This is a genomic window from Okeania sp. SIO1H4 (assembly GCF_010672695.1).
Taxonomy (GTDB): domain Bacteria; phylum Cyanobacteriota; class Cyanobacteriia; order Cyanobacteriales; family Microcoleaceae; genus Okeania; species Okeania hirsuta.
On sequence record NZ_JAAHGB010000075.1, the window covers coordinates 1 to 17,346 of the forward strand.

20 protein-coding genes and 1 pseudogene are annotated in these 17,346 nt (G+C 38.4%); 7 read left to right on the forward strand and 14 right to left on the reverse strand.

What is annotated here, in order from left to right; translation table 11 throughout:
• Positions 1 to 115: 115 nt before the first annotated feature.
• The 3 genes from F6K06_RS28530 (at position 116) to F6K06_RS28540 (ending at position 990) form a co-directional block, all read left to right on the forward strand.
• On the forward strand, positions 116 to 316 hold the full coding sequence (locus F6K06_RS28530; protein ID WP_240041665.1) for a hypothetical protein: 201 nt from the start codon (positions 116 to 118) through the stop codon (positions 314 to 316).
• A gap of 6 nt (positions 317 to 322) precedes the next feature.
• Complete coding sequence (locus tag F6K06_RS28535; protein ID WP_275670350.1) at positions 323 to 706, forward strand: TOMM precursor leader peptide-binding protein; 384 nt, start codon at positions 323 to 325, stop codon at positions 704 to 706.
• Between the two features lie 140 nt (positions 707 to 846).
• Positions 847 to 990, forward strand: coding sequence for a DUF5837 family cyanobactin class RiPP (locus F6K06_RS28540; protein ID WP_161564480.1), 144 nt, complete (start codon positions 847 to 849; stop codon positions 988 to 990).
• A 174-nt stretch (positions 991 to 1,164) separates the two neighbouring features.
• On the opposite strand, the gene F6K06_RS28545 is transcribed toward F6K06_RS28540, so the two are convergent.
• Both F6K06_RS28545 and F6K06_RS28550 read right to left on the reverse strand, forming a co-directional pair.
• Complete coding sequence (locus F6K06_RS28545; protein ID WP_124144641.1) at positions 1,165 to 1,551, reverse strand: hypothetical protein; 387 nt, start codon at positions 1,549 to 1,551, stop codon at positions 1,165 to 1,167.
• A gap of 276 nt (positions 1,552 to 1,827) precedes the next feature.
• The gene (locus F6K06_RS28550) at positions 1,828 to 2,718 is read right to left on the reverse strand and encodes an ABC transporter permease (RefSeq protein WP_287243984.1); all 891 of its coding nucleotides are present in this window, start codon (positions 2,716 to 2,718) and stop codon (positions 1,828 to 1,830) included.
• A gap of 697 nt (positions 2,719 to 3,415) precedes the next feature.
• On the opposite strand from F6K06_RS28550, the gene F6K06_RS28555 reads away from it, so the two are divergent.
• Complete coding sequence (locus F6K06_RS28555; protein ID WP_124144643.1) at positions 3,416 to 4,375, forward strand: CHAT domain-containing protein; 960 nt, start codon at positions 3,416 to 3,418, stop codon at positions 4,373 to 4,375.
• 316 nt (positions 4,376 to 4,691) lie between these two features.
• On the opposite strand, the gene F6K06_RS28560 is transcribed toward F6K06_RS28555, so the two are convergent.
• Positions 4,692 to 5,441, reverse strand: coding sequence for a hypothetical protein (locus F6K06_RS28560; protein ID WP_124144644.1), 750 nt, complete (start codon positions 5,439 to 5,441; stop codon positions 4,692 to 4,694).
• Between the two features lie 361 nt (positions 5,442 to 5,802).
• The gene (locus F6K06_RS28565) at positions 5,803 to 6,624 is read right to left on the reverse strand and encodes a YaaW family protein (protein ID WP_124144645.1); all 822 of its coding nucleotides are present in this window, start codon (positions 6,622 to 6,624) and stop codon (positions 5,803 to 5,805) included.
• Positions 6,625 to 6,754: 130 nt separating this feature from the next.
• Here F6K06_RS28565 and F6K06_RS28570 point away from each other — a divergent pair, with 130 nt between their 5' ends.
• Entirely contained in the window at positions 6,755 to 7,864 is a 1,110-nt protein-coding gene (locus F6K06_RS28570) for an NAD(P)/FAD-dependent oxidoreductase (protein ID WP_287243979.1), read from the forward strand.
• Between the two features lie 182 nt (positions 7,865 to 8,046).
• On the opposite strand, the gene F6K06_RS28575 is transcribed toward F6K06_RS28570, so the two are convergent.
• The 8 genes and pseudogenes from F6K06_RS28575 to F6K06_RS28605 all read right to left on the reverse strand — a co-directional run bounded on the left by F6K06_RS28575 (position 8,047) and on the right by F6K06_RS28605 (position 13,073).
• Complete coding sequence (locus tag F6K06_RS28575) at positions 8,047 to 8,337, reverse strand: hypothetical protein (RefSeq protein WP_287243977.1); 291 nt, start codon at positions 8,335 to 8,337, stop codon at positions 8,047 to 8,049.
• A 63-nt stretch (positions 8,338 to 8,400) separates the two neighbouring features.
• Positions 8,401 to 8,646 (reverse strand): annotated as a pseudogene (locus F6K06_RS28580) (calcium-binding protein); the annotation flags it as partial.
• 15 nt (positions 8,647 to 8,661) lie between these two features.
• Complete coding sequence (locus F6K06_RS34350) at positions 8,662 to 8,991, reverse strand: hypothetical protein (RefSeq protein WP_353734901.1); 330 nt, start codon at positions 8,989 to 8,991, stop codon at positions 8,662 to 8,664.
• Positions 8,945 to 9,193, reverse strand: coding sequence for a hypothetical protein (locus tag F6K06_RS34355; RefSeq protein ID WP_353734902.1), 249 nt, complete (start codon positions 9,191 to 9,193; stop codon positions 8,945 to 8,947). The genes F6K06_RS34350 and F6K06_RS34355 overlap by 47 nt, the downstream gene beginning before the upstream one ends.
• Before the next feature lie 252 nt (positions 9,194 to 9,445).
• Positions 9,446 to 11,956 carry a HEAT repeat domain-containing protein gene (locus F6K06_RS28590; RefSeq protein ID WP_287243975.1) on the reverse strand — a complete coding sequence of 837 codons (2,511 nt, stop codon included), beginning with the start codon at positions 11,954 to 11,956 and terminating at the stop codon, positions 9,446 to 9,448.
• A gap of 60 nt (positions 11,957 to 12,016) precedes the next feature.
• Positions 12,017 to 12,274: a type II toxin-antitoxin system RelE/ParE family toxin gene (locus F6K06_RS28595; RefSeq protein WP_287243972.1), complete on the reverse strand. Its 258-nt coding sequence runs from the start codon at positions 12,272 to 12,274 to the stop codon at positions 12,017 to 12,019.
• The gene (locus F6K06_RS28600) at positions 12,267 to 12,512 is read right to left on the reverse strand and encodes a hypothetical protein (protein WP_287243970.1); all 246 of its coding nucleotides are present in this window, start codon (positions 12,510 to 12,512) and stop codon (positions 12,267 to 12,269) included. Before F6K06_RS28600 ends, F6K06_RS28595 begins: the two co-directional genes overlap by 8 nt.
• Before the next feature lie 288 nt (positions 12,513 to 12,800).
• Entirely contained in the window at positions 12,801 to 13,073 is a 273-nt protein-coding gene (locus tag F6K06_RS28605; protein WP_124144848.1) for a type II toxin-antitoxin system HicB family antitoxin, read from the reverse strand.
• 343 nt (positions 13,074 to 13,416) lie between these two features.
• Here F6K06_RS28605 and F6K06_RS28610 point away from each other — a divergent pair, with 343 nt between their 5' ends.
• The gene (locus F6K06_RS28610) at positions 13,417 to 14,622 is read left to right on the forward strand and encodes a Coenzyme F420 hydrogenase/dehydrogenase, beta subunit C-terminal domain (RefSeq protein WP_287243967.1); all 1,206 of its coding nucleotides are present in this window, start codon (positions 13,417 to 13,419) and stop codon (positions 14,620 to 14,622) included.
• A gap of 592 nt (positions 14,623 to 15,214) precedes the next feature.
• Here F6K06_RS28610 and F6K06_RS28615 read toward each other — a convergent pair.
• Complete coding sequence (locus F6K06_RS28615; protein ID WP_287308945.1) at positions 15,215 to 15,376, reverse strand: hypothetical protein; 162 nt, start codon at positions 15,374 to 15,376, stop codon at positions 15,215 to 15,217.
• An 88-nt stretch (positions 15,377 to 15,464) separates the two neighbouring features.
• On the opposite strand from F6K06_RS28615, the gene F6K06_RS28620 reads away from it, so the two are divergent.
• Positions 15,465 to 15,920: a nitrate reductase associated protein gene (locus F6K06_RS28620; RefSeq protein WP_375340282.1), complete on the forward strand. Its 456-nt coding sequence runs from the start codon at positions 15,465 to 15,467 to the stop codon at positions 15,918 to 15,920.
• Positions 15,921 to 16,179: 259 nt separating this feature from the next.
• Here F6K06_RS28620 and rimM read toward each other — a convergent pair whose 3' ends face one another.
• Entirely contained in the window at positions 16,180 to 16,809 is a 630-nt protein-coding gene (rimM, locus tag F6K06_RS28625; protein WP_287243964.1) for a ribosome maturation factor RimM, read from the reverse strand.
• Positions 16,810 to 17,346 lie beyond the last annotated feature (537 nt).

The following is a 17,346-nucleotide window of genomic DNA, read 5'->3' on the forward strand; positions in this document are numbered from 1 at the left end:
AATGATTTGATATTTTTGATAGAATTGGATTGTGGATTAATCAATTGCTAGAATGATTAATTAATGGTTATTTTTAGTCAAAATCTAAACCAATTTTTGGCAATATCATTCCATAATGTGCAACCCCAAAAAATCTAGTGCGAGTAAAAGAGAAATTTCTGGATCTCTCCCTACTTCTTTTGGTTACCTACCTTCAACTATGGCAACTGCCATCAATCTAATAACCACTGAAGTTGCCAAATGGATAGTACAAAGATGTGGGGTGGAAATGCCTAACTTTACTACCCTCGCTGGAAAAGTGATTACCTTTAACTAGACAAACCTGACCACAGAAACTCATATTTTGAGTAAACGACCTCAATGTCAAGCTTGCGGCGATCCTAAATTACTCAAAGACATGGCATTTTATCCTCTGACTCTCACCAGTCGCAAAAAACATTTTACCTCTGATGGCGGTCATCGCGCATTCACTCCCGACCAAACAACAAAACGCTACGAACAACTAATAAGTCCCGTTACTGGAGTTGTCAGTGCTTTAGTACGAACCTCTGACCCAAATAATTCTCTAATCCATACCTACAATGCTACTCATAGTTTCGGTAGTGCCAAAACCCTCAGTGCTTTGCGTCGTTCTCTTGGTCATAAAAGTGGAGGAAAAGGTAAGAGCGGAAGTCGAGGATTTAAACCCAAGCTTTTAGCGCGCTGAAAGCTGAGTGCTGTTTGCAGAGCATTCCGGTACGGAAAATGCTGATAGCTACTTAAGTTAAGCTCATTAACTTGACAGTAGTGACTCATAAACCTAAAATGCAAGCAAATTAAGCTAAAAATACACAGAGGAATAATCCGATGGCCAAGAAAAATCTGATGCCACAACAACAAAAGCCTGTGATTCGCTTGAACATTGAAAAACCTATAGAGGGACTTGAAGAAGAAAACCTGACTACTGGTTTCGCCTCCAGGGAGGAATCAGCCTTACAGATGTTCCTATGATAGTGACGCAGAATAACCCTGCTCCATGGAATAATATAATTCAGTCGATCCTCATACAATGCGTAAGGGCGAATGGTTATTCGCCCCTACAATACAATTATAGACTCTTATCTTTAAATACTGATTTGAGGAACAGAGCGATCGCTGGAATAAATAACTATACTATGTGGTCGATTAAGGATTAACTTCACTCTCACCTAGGGTAGAAGCAGGAGTATCACCGACAGCATTCTGTGATGGTTCTATTAGCTGCTGCTGTTTATTGCGAAACTGCGTCGCTGCATCATTAATACTGTCACGTTGTTCGAGCATATACTCTTTCATATTCCGGTTATTTCCCAGTCTTGAGTTATGAATAATATCGAACATATTCAACCCACCGGAACCACTGAAAGGATCGGGGTTATCTACAGTTTGCAAATCCTTTAGAGGATTAACTGTATTAGTTTCATAAGATTCAGCAAAAGATGGCTGAGGTAGGAATATAGTTATTATTCCTGTAGTTAAGGTGCTAAAAATGATTTTTGTCAAAAGTTGAGTAGACATAGGTCGTATCGTCATTTTTTTAGGAAACTTTAGATATATAGCATACAACTTTTTTGGTCTGTTTGAAGAAGAGATATTATTTTACGGTAGCATTAGATTATTGGGGAGGGGGCGGGTTTATCCAAATTTAATGTTGAGCAATTAACTTAACGTGGAACCCACCCCTACCCGATGCAACATTTTAGGAGTCTAACGCTACTACATTTTTAGCGTCAGAACGGTTTTAACCGGAGGTAATTATCAATTATCCATGATCAATTATCAATTAATGAACCACCCGATCGAATCAATTTAGGCAAACCGACGACGTAATAAAGGCTGAATTGCTACTAAAGTCACTACATCAAAGACCAAAAGTACCAACAATGCTGTACCAAAAGAAATATCAGCAAAAGGTGTTTCCATGATTATACTACCAATAGACCAGTCACTATGTAGATACAAATAGCGAATCGGCTCGATCGCGTAAGTCAAAGGATTTACACTTGCCACTACCTGTAACCAACTAGGCATAAAAGATAGAGGTGCTAGAGCAGTACTAGCAAATAGTAAAGGTAAGTTAGTGACAAAAATAACTGCCAAAAGTTCAATGTGACCGGGTAAAGCAAAGGCCAGACCCAAACTTAAACCTGTCACGCCCAAAACCAACATTAGGACAATCAGGGCGATGGTAGCTAATCCTAATGTACCAGGTAATCCAGCGCCCAAAAATGCACCAGCACCGATGATTATTGCTGACTGAATCAAACTCAGAGTGATAATAAAGGTAGCTGAAGCTAAGACAATAGAAAAGCGGGATGTTAATGGAGCCACCAATAGGCGGTTGAGAAAGCCAAATTCTCGGTCAAACATGACTGGCAAACCAGCATTAAGAGCACCTGCAAAAGCGGTGAAGACAATAATACCAGCACCGAGAAATTGTCCATAGTTTTGACTTTCGCCAAATAAACCTTGAGGTACATTTTGGAAAAGTGCCCCAAATAGGATTAACCACATCAGGGGTTGGATAATTCCAGCTATTAATGTCGAAGGGCGTCGTTTTAGTTGGATAAATAACCGACGGGTTAATGCTAGAGTTTCTTGGAAGAAATCTCCTACTACAGAACCGGAGGTTAAAGATGTCGTTTTAGTGTCAGACAACTGACTAATATTTGGTTGGGAAGGAGTAATAGTACCACTCATATTAGACTTTAGATATTATTAGTGCAGAATGTATGGACAAAAGATAATACGACAATGTGGAAGTTAAAGATTTTTAACTTATTATTAATATTTTTCCACTGTATGCTAATGACTTTTGCCCAATACACTGGTAATTTTAACACTGCTATTTAGAAATGGCAGAATAGCAGAAGGAAGAAGGAAGAAGAAAGAAGGAAGAAGGAAGAAGCAAAAGTCTTGCTTTGTTTGAGCTTTAAGCTTTTGATATGTCTGCGCCCTTTGCTTCGACTGCTATAGCAGAAGGAAGAAGGAAAAACTTAGCGTTGTCTGAGTTTTAAGTTTTTGATATGTCTGCGCCCTTTGCTTTGACTGCTATAATAATTATTAAAAAATATTGAAGATATAGCAGGACAAAGAATGTAGGTTGGGTTAAGCGCTAGCGTAACCCAACAAACCCAAAATGCTTCTTGTGTTTAGCTGACTCAACTCAACCTACACAGATACAAGAGGAGTTGTTGGGTTTCCTGCTGATACCCAACCTACACATATATCAGGACTTACGCACGGACACGCTTATCGAGTGAGGGCGGCATTCGGAGCTTTGCGGAACGCGCCATTTGAGGGCGAATGGCATTCGCCCCTACCTTAATTTGGGTTTTGCCACCCTTCCACAATAGCAACTCCCACATTACAGCGGTTTTCATATGAATAAACCACAATGTTCAAACATTCCCCATGGCATCATCTTCAGTCCTACATTCCGCACTTCATGGGAGAATTTCTCCAACAACTCGCCCAACGCTTACAAATAAATCAACTTATTACCAAACATCTCACAGACATCAAAGAATTAATTATTGTGCCTCATATATTCCTGCATCAAATTCCATTTGCTGCTTTACCCATCACAACAGAAACTGTGACCATCGCAGACAACCTACCTATGGATAATACCAAAGGCATGAAATTTAATCCGCGCCCCACTCAAACCCAAACCACAACTATATCCAAAACCTATCTAAGTGACAAATTCCGTTTGCGAGTCGTATCCAGTTGTCAAATACTCAGCTATTGCGATAACTGCAACAAAACCACCAACTCCCCAAAAATGGGAATAGTCGAAAATGCAACAGGCGACCTCGAAGGTAGCGAGTACGAATGCCAAAACCTCGCGCAAATGTTCCAAGTGCCGAATAACCTGCACCTCAAATATCAACAAGCAACAGTAAACAACTACCGTCAACTGGCAAAACAAGTACAAATTCTCCATTCGAGTCATCACGCTAGCGCCGACTTAATCAACCTCCTAGACTCAAAACTACATTTATTTGATGGGGATGTCACCCTTGGAGATGTGTTTACCTGGCGTTTACCAAAATTAACTGATGTCTTCCTCTCCTGTTGCGAAACTAACCTCACTTTTAGCAACAAACTTAACGACGACATTCTAAGTATTGCAGCAGGTTTCCTCAGTGCAGGCGCCCTGAGTGTAGTTAGTACATTGTGGTCAGTGGAAGACAAATCCACTGCTGAGTTTTGCCAGTTATATTATCAGTTCCGCAACCAGGGAGAAACTCGCCCGGAAGCATTACGAAAAGCTCAGTTTGAACTTCGGAAAAGGGAAAATTTCAAACATCCCTATCATTGGGCAGGTTTTGTTTCTCAAGGGTTAGAGTAATTAGGAGTCAGGAGTCAGGAGTCAGAATTTCAAAGGCTTTCAGTTATAGCAGGGAACAGGGAACAGGGAACAGGGAACAGTGTTCAACAATGAATAATGAATAATGAATAATGAATAATGAATAATGAATAATTACCTCTCCTTGAAAAGAAGAGGATTGACAAATTCATGAAAATTTTTTTTTATTATCCCCTTAAAAGGGGAGACGCATACCCACAATTTTTCGGTAATACTTATGGGGACTGTAGCAAAAACAAGTTCAAAATATAAATTTGATTTTGACGAAAAGGACAATATCACCTAAGTCCTAACAAACTTAAGTAATTAAGGTACTTTGTTCAACATTTATCATCCTTGCATAGAGAATTTGCTCATTAATTTCTAGATTATTAATTAAGCTTAAAGAAGTTACAATACCATCGCCTATTAATTCTCCTTCTATCTCTCCATACTCGACCTGCAAAATAATATTATCTGCCCGTGAATCATTAGATACACTATCGGGATCTTGCCAGGTTCCCAAACCACTAATTTCTGTTGTTGCTTTCATAAAATTTAATGATTCAGATTTGAATCTGGGTACAGTTAATGTTAATAATTCCTGTTCAAATCTAGTAAATTTAACATGATTACTTTCATCTCCAAATAGCAGTGCAAAAAGTACATCCTTAGCTAGAAGAAGTAATTCATTACCCTGGTTACTCCGATATTTTTCTGTTATTAAGTCAGTGCCTTTTTCTGGAGGATTATTAATTAAATATCCAGCTTCTATTAGTTGATTGCGGTCTCTTTTTTCATGTTTTTTGAGGAAATTATCTAATTTTTCTCTATCTAATGCCATATCTTTCAGGCGTTCTATTCTTGAAAGCCTCTCTTGAGCTTTTTGTTCTTGAATAGCTTTAATATCTTTCTTTTTTATATATAAAGAATCTAAAGTTAAACGTATAATTTGTTCAATTAACCATTCTCGGTCTTGTTGTACTAAATAACTGCGTAATTTTTCCTCGAACTGAGGAGCTAGCTCTTCTTTAACAGAACTAACTATACCTTGAATATTCAGACTCATTTCTGCTCTCCTAAGCACTGGTAATTCAAACAATAGATTTGTTTGGTATTTTACTCATTCTATAATATAGAGCCACTTTATAGATATTGATTGATAATTTTAAATTTCTTCTACTATAATTTTATTTCCTAGTTCAATTACTCTAATGGCAATTTTCTGTAATTACTAAATTGAACTGCTATTCTATTCAACTATATGTATATAGTTCTAATAATAATTAAATTGTTTTAGAGCTTTATATAACTCTAAAATAAAACCTAAATTATAACGCATCCTTCGCTCTCCAATCCAAATCGGCATTTTTGCAGAGGTCTATTATCCATCATCCGTACATCCGTGGCATAATCCGTGTCTAGCCACCCTAATTCAACAACCGAATCTGGGCCAAAACAAAAACAGCAGGAATCACACGGCCATAATTTGTAGCGATCGCTCTCCAACCCAAATCGGCCAAAAACCAAGTCCAGAGCATCGGGCCTAAAAAACTTAAAGCTGTCCTTGCTGCCCCATAACGAGCTGCACTTATGGCCATACCTCGATTAGCCATCTGCATAGTTATGTGACTTTGAAACTGAGCTGCTGCGGTTGCCCCACCCCTAACTAATGCTGCTTTTGTCACTTGATATTTAGCAAAATGAATGGCAAACTGGCGGGCAAATTCCTTAAGTAAAATGGGTTTCAAAATCGAACTCACGGCCAAAGCACTACCACCTTTCAACAGTAAACTTAATGGATTTTTTTGTATTAATATTGGTAAAGGCTGAGGCACATTAGATTCGGCAAGGGATCGACATATACTTTGGCTTAAGACCTCTTGTTCTGATTTTGGTAGGCGTTTCCATGCCTGACCTAAAACATGAAGAAATACCTCTGCTTCTAAATCTATAGTTGAAAGCTCTTGAGAGTAGGAAATTTTCAGATAACGACAAATTTTGATTAAAGCTTGCCGATAGGTTATTTGTTGAGTGCGCCCTCGCAATACAGTCATGCCATCTGCCACCAGATAACAAAATCTTTGCTCTAGGGCGTCTAACCAGGCATCGCGATCGCGACTTTGTACATCTATGGGTAGAGGAGTCTGGAAATAATCCAAAGGATTAATTCCGCGCCCAAACAAAAGTTCTGTTAACTGCTGTAACTCCTCTTCTGTTGCTAATTCTAGTGCTGCTCTTAGTTCATTCAACTTAATATTCCTCCACACCCACCAAGCATGACTTAGTTATTTTACTTTAGTTTGAGAGGCAAATTACCAAATTAAGGTTGAGTGCCAGATAATTATAACATAACTATCTATTGTCGCCAGGAAAATTATTATGGGATCGCAACAATTTGATGTTACAGTAATTGGTGCTGGTATGGCTGGTTTAGTCTGCGCTCAACAACTCCAGCAGGCTGGTTATTCGGTGGTGGTAGTGGAAAAGTCTCGGGGAGCGGGGGGACGGATGGCAACTCGCCGTGTATCAGGAACTCGTGTAGATCATGGGCTACGTTATCTCGAACCCAAAGGTAAATTTTTGCAACAATTAATTAATTATCTAGAAAGAAAAAAAAATGGCCTTTCTTCCCAGCACATTCTGCAACTTTGGACTGATAAAATTTATGAACTAACTCAACCCCAGGGGTTAATACTTCCTCTTACCAAAGATTGTTATATTGCGCCCCAGGGAATGAACTCTGTGGGTAAATTTCTTGCCCAAAATTTAGAGGTTTGGTTTAGTAGGCGAGTGGAAACTATGCAAGCAACAGCAGACAAAAATTGGCATCTGAGTCTGGAAGTTACTAATGATGTTGCTACTGAAAAACCTATAGAAGTAATATCGAAAGCTGTTGTTGTAGCTATTCCTGCACCTCAAGCATTAATGATTTTAGATAAACCTGTTGCGGAAACGCCACCCGAATTTCTCAATAATTTGCGTTTTGTGGAATATGACCCCTGTATTACTGTGATGGCGGGATATTCTCCAGCTCTACAGGAAAATTTACCGGAGTGGCGAGCGATCGCTTTTCCTAATGATGACTATCTTGCCTGGGTGGGTGTTGATAGCAGTAAACGCCCCCATTCTACTCAACCTGTATTTGTTATTCAAAGCAACGCCAAGTTTGCCACTACCCACCTTGATACCACAGACTTACAACCAGTGGGGCAAGAATTACTGGAGTATACAGCGCAACAATTAATGCCATGGTTAAAATCTCCAGAATGGTTGCAAGTGCATCGGTGGGGTTATGCTTTTTGTCATCAACCTTTAGCTGTTTCTTGCCTGACTACAGAATTGCCGTTGCCCTTAGTGGGTGCAGGTGACTGGTGTGGCGGAGATAATATTGAGAGTGCTTTCGCTTCTGGGTTAGCAGCAGCAAATTGGGTAAATAGTAAACTACAGAATTTGTCGTTACCAGGGGAAAGTTTTTTGAGGAAAATTTAATTAGACATCTCCAAAAATTAAAAATAAAATCAATTCTTATCTAGAAATTATCAATTATTCTTCCCTGTTCCCTGTTCCCTGTTCCCTGTTCCCTCTTTTCTGGAGATGTCTATTCTGTATTTTGAATAAATAGGTGTATTTTTCATGGGAAACCCACCTATTTATTACTTACAAAGTTATGTTTATGCTCTAATCAGAAAATCATCTACTGTCAAAGAAGCATCATTAGAAAAGATTGCAAAGCGATCGCCATTTCCTAAACCATCTTCACTACCATTAGGATTATAATATAAGGTGCTATTGGCAGAGTCATAAACAATTTTTGCTTCACTACCAAAAACAAAACCCTCACCCTCAACTACAGCAAATTCATCACCAAGACTAGCACCTGCCTCAGTTTCAATGGCAGCAAATGTTGTTAAATCTAGTAGAATCATATCCTGACCGGGGACAAAATCAGTAATTTCATCCACACCTAAATCTACTTCACTGAATGCTTGGTTAGCAGCAAAGATAAATTTATCCTTACTAGCACCACCAGTTAGAGTATCATCACCTTCACCACCATTGAAGCGATCGCGGCCTTGACCACCACTGAGAGTATCTTCTCCATTACCACCTAATAAGGCATCATTACCTATCCAACCAATTAAATTATCATCACCACTACCACCCTTGAGGGTATCGTTTTCATAGCCACCCTTGAGAGTATCATCACCAGCACCGCCATTAATACTATCGTTACCACGGTTGCCCAGGAGAAAGTATTCAGTTAGATCGATGTGAACTTCTGTACTTTATAATTGTAAGAATTTCCAAATATTCCCAGTGGTGACGACACCGTAAATGGTGGAAATTTGATTGCCTTGTTGTTGATTAAATATTTGTGCAGCAATCATTTCTGGGAGACATTGCCCTAATCCGGCGTTTAAGTTTTCTTTTTTTGCTTCTACAATGGCAAAAACTGGAGATTTAAGAAATAGTTGTTCCGGGTATAGACTAATGAGAAAGTCACAAGTACTGTTTAATCCTCTGGCAGTATCGACGTTAAATTCTGTTCCGGAAAACAGGCTAATTTGATTATTGAGGATTTTGCGGAATTCTATTAAAATCGGGGCAATAATCATTTCTGCTTGCGGAGCATTCCGTCAGGAAACGAGCTTTTTCTGTATTAATTGCTAAGGCTAATGGTAAGTTATTTTGTAATGTTTGTTTGAGAAAATCGCTTGGTTGAACTTCTGGAATATTGGCAAAAAAATCGACTTGTTCATTGATTGTTAAGGAAAATTCTTGTTGAATTTTGGGTAATGTTAAATCGCTGTAAGGCATTTGATTTTTTCTCCTTGAATGTGTAGTTTTTTGTTGTATGAAAAACTCTTCAAATTCCTCGAATGTGGGTTCCTTTAATTGATATTTTTCCTTGGTATAGTCTCCGGAACCTGGATAAATATTTTGGAGGAGACGTCAGGTTCTAGTCAGACCTAAAAAATTGATTAATACGTTGTATATTTGTTTTCTAAAGAATGTTAATTTCATCATTTTTTTCCTGTAAAATATTCATTAATCGAACAACTGGGTTTTCTACTTTTCATCTTCTGAATTAATGCCTAACTTTTCTAATGCTTCTGCAGCAGATGCACGCACAGATGAGTGGCTATCTTGACGTAAAGCTAAAAGAGCTTGCACCACTGGTTCAGAAGCATTGCTTAAGTTGCCTAACGCCTGTGCAGCAGAGGAACGCACGATTAAATTATCATCTTGAAGTAGAGTTAATAGAGTTTGCACTACAGGTTCAGAAGCATTACCTAATTTGATCAAAGCCTCCGCAGCAGAGAAACATACTTCTGAATTCTCATCTTGTTGAAGTACAGCTAATATGGCTTGCATAACTGCTTCTGAATTACTGCCTAAGTTACCCAACGCCTCTGCTGCGGAAAAACGCACTTCTGAATCATTGTCCCTAAGTAGGGTTAGTAGAGCTTGCACCACAGTTTCAGAAGCATAACCTAATTTGCCCAACACTTGTGCTGCCAGGTCACGCACTTGTGGAGCTTCATCTGTAAGCCGAGCTAATAAGGCTTGCACTATAGGTTCAGAAGCATTGCCTAAGTTGCCTAACGACTCTATAGCAGATAGACGTATACTTAAATCATAATCTTTGAGAAATTTGACAATATCAGGAGCAACAAATTTAGCAACCGAGCCACTATCTCCTATTTTTATGAGATCGTCTACCCTATCTTGTACCGTTGCCCCTGGAGCAAACAAGTTTCGTACAAGCCTTTTAATTCTTTGCCTCTCTAGCTCTTTTTGTAAAGCATCCAAATCTAATCCTGCCAGGTAGCCAATTTTATCTGCGACAAAACTAGCTACTCTAAACTCCCAACCTTTTGCCAAACAACAATCTCTCACTGCCAGCAAAAAGCTTTGAATTTCTTCCTTACCTGATTTTTCCTTTGCTGTTGCCACGAACTTCCGCCACTTTTCCTCATCATCCTTATTCTTCTCTACCAAATATAGTGCAGCTAGATATTCCGCTAACGGTTCGAGAGCAAAGCGAATTTTGTTTCTGTCTTTTCTTTCACCATATCCAATAGACTTAAGCAGTCGCAGGTGTTTCTCAAAATACTCCAGACAGTCTCTTGCATCATCTCTCCCCAAACTGGAAAAAGCCTCAACTACTTCTTTGCGCTCCGCATAAAATGGTCTATAATTTTGCTCCAAACATTTCCAAGCAATTAGTTGAGCATCCTTTTTAACTGTAGGATATTCACTCCTAGTCTCTCTTTCTCCTTGAAGGTTCAACTTTTCTAAGTGGTTAAGTATTAGATCGGGAATATTGTCGAGAGAACCCTCAGAGGTAACATTATTCTCCTTACTATTAATCATCTTCTCAGCATAAAGCTTTGCTAGCAAAACAGTTATAGTCTTCTGTTCCCCAACAATGCGTGCAAGTTGAGCGCATTCCTGTAAAAATTCTTCTTGATCCACCTCAAACAACTTCCACTTATTACACTCCTTCAAATACAACTCAATAAAGTAAGCTAACTTTCCCGCATCAAACCGGAGAGTTTTAATTTTAATATCAATACCCCGGAATTTTTCCTCTATTCTGGAAGTGACAATTAAAGCATTTGCCGGAAATTCTTTCAAGTCGGGATTAAATTTCTCTTGAGTTTCTTGACTCATCTCCGAGTAACCATCTACAATCAATAAAATTCGGCGCTGTCGTAGGAGTTGTTTAACCAATAATTCATCAACAATCATTTGTTCGTTGTCGATCAACCCCTGAATTTCTGCCATTATTGCTTCCATTATCGGTTTGATGCCATCTCCAGTATTATCAATTTCCTTCTCAATTAAAACTGGTAACATCAAATGTTTAGCTAAAGCTTTAGACTGATGCTGTTTTTTCATTGCCCATTTAGCAATTTGACAAGCAATAGTTGTTTTTCCCGATCCTCCCTCGCCCCAAATTAACAGTCGCACTCGCTTTTCTCTGTTAAAAGGTTCGCTCAAGGTTTCCGCTGTCAGCTCATCAATTTCCTGACTGTTTAATTCAACCGGAAGCGAAACATAATCTTTTCGCTCCTCAACAGTTTCATTCTCCAGAAACTTCTGTTGAAAAGTCTCCAGATGTTTTTCCACCCAAGCATCTAATACCCTGGGGCGATACTTGAGAAAACGTAAGATACCAACAGGTAGTTTAACTTCTGGAGTTACAGGTGTTTTCGGTATCTTTAATTCCGCAGGTAGAACCAATAACAATAAGGGGCGAAACCAGAGAATTCCTAAATACAAACCAGCCAGCACAGGAATTAAAATTAACCACCCTTCCCAGTCTTTCTCATCATCAGAATTTTCCGATTTTTCCTGTGTTTTTTGTTCGGTGGGTTGACTTGTCTTTTTTGGTTCAAGACTAGCAGTAGGTTGAGGGTTAGGCTTAATATTTTCTTGGGCAAAGACTAGACTATTAATTTGCTTAGTGCTTGGGTATAATGGAGACAAACTTGTTACTATTAAAGGCAAAGAAGTAGACACCAGAGCTATTTTCAGCACAGCTAATAAGGTCTGTTTAGGAGGCTTGACCATAAATTAGAATACCCAAAAAGAGAATTTTTGAAAGTATATTATAGCAGTACAGCGACCCTCTTACTTATAAACATCTCCCCGAGGACCGATGACCGTGACAATATAAGCTAAGTTCTCCTGGTCTTCTATAAACAGCACCCGGTACTTACCTACTCGCAACCGCCATTCGGGACGACCTTTGAGGGGCTTAATGTCTATCATTGTTCGGTCAGTTTTTAGTAACTTCAGACCCCGAAGGATGCGCTCTTGGTCTGGTAAAGGCAAAGGTTTTAGGTAATTCTCGGCAGCTTTGAGAATTATTAAGTTCCACTCACTCAAGCTTCCTCCCAAATAATTCTAATTCTAGTTCTTGGAGAGATTTGCCGCGATCGCGACCTGCTAAGTAATCTTGCCATGCGGTTTCGCTGGCAGCTATTTCTGCGGGAGAAATGAGTTCTTCTTCTGTCTCTGCTTCTATGGAGTTCTCCACTATTGCTTTTAATTCTTCTAATAGTTGGAATTGTTCGGCCTTGGTAAGGCGGTGAATTTGACTTACTACTTCCTTATAAATAGGCATAGACTTCTCTACTTTCCTTTTGGCTAAGGCTATTTTTATCCATATTGTATTATAGCTCTAATTGCTAGCAATGACAACTATTTAACCGCATTTAAGATAAAAATTGAGCCTATCAAATGTGCTTGGTTTTGGCAGGAGCGATCGCTTTGGAGTAACTATAAAGTCACCCACTCATCAAGGGAGATAGGACGAGCGATAATTTCCTCAATTTCTCGAATCATCATCGTCAATCCTATCTGTTTTCAAGGAGAGGTAATTATTAATTATTAATTATTAATTATTAATTGTTCAAAGGGTGTCCACCGGATCACGGGTTGGTTCCTCGTTCAAATTGATGTTGTTAATAACTGGCAGAGCATGACGGAGTTTCAACCCTATTAGAATCCAATCTTCTAAGGTCGAGCGTAACTCATTCTCGCACTGGCGCAGTGTGGATGCAAATGCGATAACGCCTTTGCAGGATGGAATTCTACCGACGAAAGTGCCATCTTCGAGTTTATCGTAAACTGCTTCGGACATTGCTTCGTCTATATATTGGCTTAAAATGTAATTTACGCTCATTACCGAACCTCTTTTAGTTTCCTGCTAAATTTGGGAATATCCATCGGTTGTCTTTGAGAGATTACTACAATATTAGTTCTAACATGGGGGAGAAGATTTGGGAACGGGAGATTTTTGGCGTTCCATATTAAGAATTTGTCAATAGACCTCTCCAGAAAAGAGGGAACAGAAAAGAGGGAACAGGGAACAGGGAACAGGGAGGAATAATTGATAATTTATGGATAATAATTGATTTTATTTTTGATTTTTACCAGATGTCTAATAGACCTCTCCATACTGATAACTGATAACTGAAAAGTGGTATCCTAAATAAAAGTGACTCAGTTTAAAAAATCAATTTTCAATGACTATTTCAACTCCAAACACCCCTAAACACAAGAAAGCTAAAGCACTTAGACCAGGTGCGCGTCGCCCTGCAAAGGAACTCTGTAGCGAATGTGGTTTATGCGATACATATTATATCCATTATGTCAAGGATGCTTGTGCATTTCTTAATCAACAATTTGACAACCTCGAACAACAAACTCATGGACGCACTCGCAACCTAGATAATGATAATGAGACTTATTTCGGCGTTCATCAAGATATGATGGCAGCTCGCAAAAAACAACCTATTGAAGGCGCACAATGGACTGGTATTGTGAGTACGCTCGCCTGTGAAATGTTGAATCAAGGTATTGTGGAAGGTGTTGTCTGTGTGCAAAATACTAAGGAAGACCGCTTTCAACCGATGCCAGTTATTGCCCGGACTCCGGAGGAAGTATTGGCAGCAAAAGTGAATAAACCGACTCTTTCTCCTAATCTTTCGGTATTAGAAGAAATTGAAAATTCTGGGATGAAAAAATTGTTAGTAATTGGGGTTGGTTGTCAGATTCAAGCATTACGAGCGGTGGAAAAACAATTAGGTTTAGAAAAGCTCTATGTTTTGGGGACTCCCTGTGTGGATAATGTGACTAGAGAGGGTTTGCAAAAGTTCTTGGATACTACGAGTAAGTCACCAGAAACTGTGGTGCATTATGAATTTATGCAAGACTTTCGAGTACATTTTAAACATGAGGATGGCTCTATAGAAAAAGTGCCATTTTTTGGGTTGAATACTAAGAAATTAAAAGATGTTTTTGCTCCTTCTTGTATGAGTTGTTTTGACTATGTAAATGGTTTGGCAGATTTGGTCGTGGGATATATGGGAGCGCCTTTTGGTTGGCAGTGGATTACTGTTAGGAATGAGACTGGAAAACAAATGTTAGATTTGGTGATGAATCAGTTAGATACTCAACCTGTAATGTCTCAGGGAGATAGAAAAAATGCTGTTCAACAAAGTATTCCGGCTTATGACCAAGCTGTTACTTTGCCGATGTGGGCTGCAAAATTAATGGGAGTTGTTATTGAAAAAATTGGTCCTAAAGGTTTGGAATATGGGCGGTTTTCTATTGATTCTCATTTCACTCGTAATTATCTCTATGTAAAGCGGAATCATCCAGAAAAATTAGAGGCTCATGTGCCAGAGTTTGCGAAGAAAATTGTAGGGCAATATAAGTTGCCGGAATAATTTTTTTGTTTGTAGTTTTGCTCTAGCTCTTTATACCAATTTGATAAATGTTTGCTACATTTTCTTGAGCGGGGGAGTGGAGCAGGGTCAATTTATTGTCACGCTTAGAAAAATTGATAGGGAGATGGGGAGATTCTTAATATTTGCACAATTAAATGTATTTCATATCCATATAAATATTCTCTGACGACAATGAATTAGCCCTGGGGGAGTGGGCAGGTGGGGGAGAAGTAAAAATAAGAATAATTAACAATAACTAGCTAATAATTATCAAAAAAAGTCATTCAGTCTGTGTTAATTACTTAATATAGCAATTCTCATATTGGTGAGGTACGCGCATTCGTTTGTTTTAGGGAGTAGGGAGTAGTAATTCGAGAAACAGGGGATAGAAAAAAAGAAAAACAACTGTATATCACTAATTTGAGAAACGCTATAAAACATTTTTATTATGGCTAATTAATCAGACTTAATATTAGGGCTAAATAGGGCTTGCTGATTAAATATAAAAGCATTGAAATATAAAGACTTTAGCCTTTTTGGGAATGAAAAAAGTGCGCCTGTTTCAGTCTAAAACGCTCAAAAAGTTAGTATTTTAGGCGCATAGTTGGGCAGAAAAATCACTCTTACAATTCTTACTCCTACTTCCTCTAAATTCCCATTTATCCTGTCTCCTGTCTTCCCCTCCTGGGAGGGGGAGGGACGAGGGGTGGGTTATCTCCTGTCTCCTACCCCTACTAAAATACTTTTTCAGCAAACCCTAAATATTAGGAATAGAGCAAAACTACGAGCCTAATCATAACTGTTTTACCAGACATTATATAAAACTGAAAAATCAAGAAAATATGATCAATAATTATTTTGAATTTGAGCAAGACTTTGTAGAATCTCTACGATGTATTCCCATGATAGTCCGTTATAAATTAGATACCTGCGGAGTTAAATTAAAATTATCTCACTGGCATCAATTTAATCATTTAATTCGTCAAGAGCTAGTAGATAAATCTTGCAGTACACCAGAGGAAATTAAAAATTATCGAGAGTGGCTATATGAGTTAGTAATTCAACATACAGATACTCCTGCTAAAGAATTATCTATAGAACTAAATCCAGCTTGGATGGATGACACAAAAATTCCGGATGCTGTTCAAATTAAAGCTCAAGAAACAGGGGTTGAAATTAAATTAGAAAAATGGAAAAATCTAACTCCACTACAAAGATTTGTTCTGATTAAACTTAGTCGCCCAAGCCATGAAAATAAAAACTTTTTACCTGCTATTAAAGAATTTCAGTTGATGTAATTTTTTAGGGAGCATCTCATAGCAAGCAAAAATACTTTTTTTCTATATATTCCCTGTTCCCTGTTGCCTGTTGCCTGTTGCCTGTTGCCTGTTGCCTAAAAGCGATAATTTTTTGGCTTTATCATTTTCTTTGTGGGTTTAATACCCCACCGTCTACACGGTGTTCAAAATTACTTGGGGTTAGAATCCCCATGTAATTTTCCTCCTGTCTCCTGTCTCCTGTCTCCTTCTTCAATCAAAATTGAGATGCACCCATTTTTTATAAGTCAATTAAGCCTAATGGAGGAGTAATTTCAATAACACCTTTTTCAAAATCAACTTCAGGAACAATTTCTTTAACAAAAGGAATTAATAGATTTTGAGGAGGGGAAGATTTAGGCTTTTTCTGATTTTTTTTACGCCGACTTCTCCCACTTTCTTGTAGTGGTTTATCTTCAGTAATAGCTTCAGAAATAATAGGAGTATCTGTAGATATTTTTTCTACCTCTAATAAATCATTTCCTGCTGAAATCATACTCACAACTTTACCAATAATTTCCCCATTTAATTGATTAATAACTGTCAAACCAATTAAGTCTGGTAGATAAAATTCACCCTCTGCTAGTTGGGGGCGATCGCCTCGTTGGACGAACAAATGACTATTGCGTAATGCTTCAGCTTGTTCGCGATTTTCAATCCCTGCCAACTGTATTACATATAACTCTTTACCAGGAAGATAACGACCACCCAGTAACTCAATATCTTGGGGGTCTACCTGACCTGGTTGTAATAACCATCTTTTTCCTGGTTCTAAGAATCTTTCTGGAAAGTCAGAGTTAGGATATACTCGCAACTCTCCTCTCAAACCTTGAGGAGCAACAATTCTACCAATTTCAATCCATTCAGACATTTTTAAGTCAAAAGTCAAAAGTCAAAAGTCAAAAGTTAAAAATTTGCTATTTCTATAATAGACATCTCCAAAAATCAAAAATCAAATCAATTATAGTACAGAAATTATCAATTATTCCCCTCCCAGGAGGGGGAGGGGCGAGGGGTGGGTTCCCTATTCCCTATTCCCTATTCCCTCTTTTGGAGGAGATGTCTAATGCTATAGATAGAAATATTATTAGTTTATCATTTCCCTTATGGGTTTAATACCCCACCGTCTACACGGTGCTCAAAATTGTTTGGGGGAGCGAATCCCCATGCAATTTTCCCTCCTGACTCCTGACTCCTGACTCCTGACTCCTTCTTCAAGGTAGAAGGAAGAAGTAAAAATCTTACAACTGAGAACTGATGACTGATAACTGATAACTGAAATAACGTTGTCTGAGTTTTAAGCTGTCAATCTTTCCTAATATCATGTCCTGATAATTAGTGATAAAAAAACTTTCTCCTTCTCCTTCTTCTCCTCCTCCTCTTTCTTCTTCTTTATTTCCTTCTGACT

Coding starts and splice junctions, on each gene's coding strand:
- F6K06_RS28530 (WP_240041665.1), top strand. CDS start 116: ATGTGCAACCCCAAAAAATCTAGTGCGAGTAAAAGAGAAATTTCTGGA.
- F6K06_RS28540 (WP_161564480.1), top strand. CDS start 847: ATGGCCAAGAAAAATCTGATGCCACAACAACAAAAGCCTGTGATTCGC.
- F6K06_RS28545 (WP_124144641.1), bottom strand. CDS start 1,551: ATGACGATACGACCTATGTCTACTCAACTTTTGACAAAAATCATTTTT.
- F6K06_RS28550 (WP_287243984.1), bottom strand. CDS start 2,718: ATGAGTGGTACTATTACTCCTTCCCAACCAAATATTAGTCAGTTGTCT.
- F6K06_RS28555 (WP_124144643.1), top strand. CDS start 3,416: ATGTTCAAACATTCCCCATGGCATCATCTTCAGTCCTACATTCCGCAC.
- F6K06_RS28560 (WP_124144644.1), bottom strand. CDS start 5,441: ATGAGTCTGAATATTCAAGGTATAGTTAGTTCTGTTAAAGAAGAGCTA.
- F6K06_RS28570 (WP_287243979.1), top strand. CDS start 6,755: ATGGGATCGCAACAATTTGATGTTACAGTAATTGGTGCTGGTATGGCT.
- F6K06_RS34350 (WP_353734901.1), bottom strand. CDS start 8,991: ATGATTATTGCCCCGATTTTAATAGAATTCCGCAAAATCCTCAATAAT.
- F6K06_RS34355 (WP_353734902.1), bottom strand. CDS start 9,193: ATGCCTTACAGCGATTTAACATTACCCAAAATTCAACAAGAATTTTCC.
- F6K06_RS28590 (WP_287243975.1), bottom strand. CDS start 11,956: ATGGTCAAGCCTCCTAAACAGACCTTATTAGCTGTGCTGAAAATAGCT.
- F6K06_RS28600 (WP_287243970.1), bottom strand. CDS start 12,512: ATGCCTATTTATAAGGAAGTAGTAAGTCAAATTCACCGCCTTACCAAG.
- F6K06_RS28605 (WP_124144848.1), bottom strand. CDS start 13,073: ATGAGCGTAAATTACATTTTAAGCCAATATATAGACGAAGCAATGTCC.
- F6K06_RS28610 (WP_287243967.1), top strand. CDS start 13,417: ATGACTATTTCAACTCCAAACACCCCTAAACACAAGAAAGCTAAAGCA.
- F6K06_RS28620 (WP_375340282.1), top strand. CDS start 15,465: ATGATCAATAATTATTTTGAATTTGAGCAAGACTTTGTAGAATCTCTA.
- rimM (WP_287243964.1), bottom strand. CDS start 16,809: ATGTCTGAATGGATTGAAATTGGTAGAATTGTTGCTCCTCAAGGTTTG.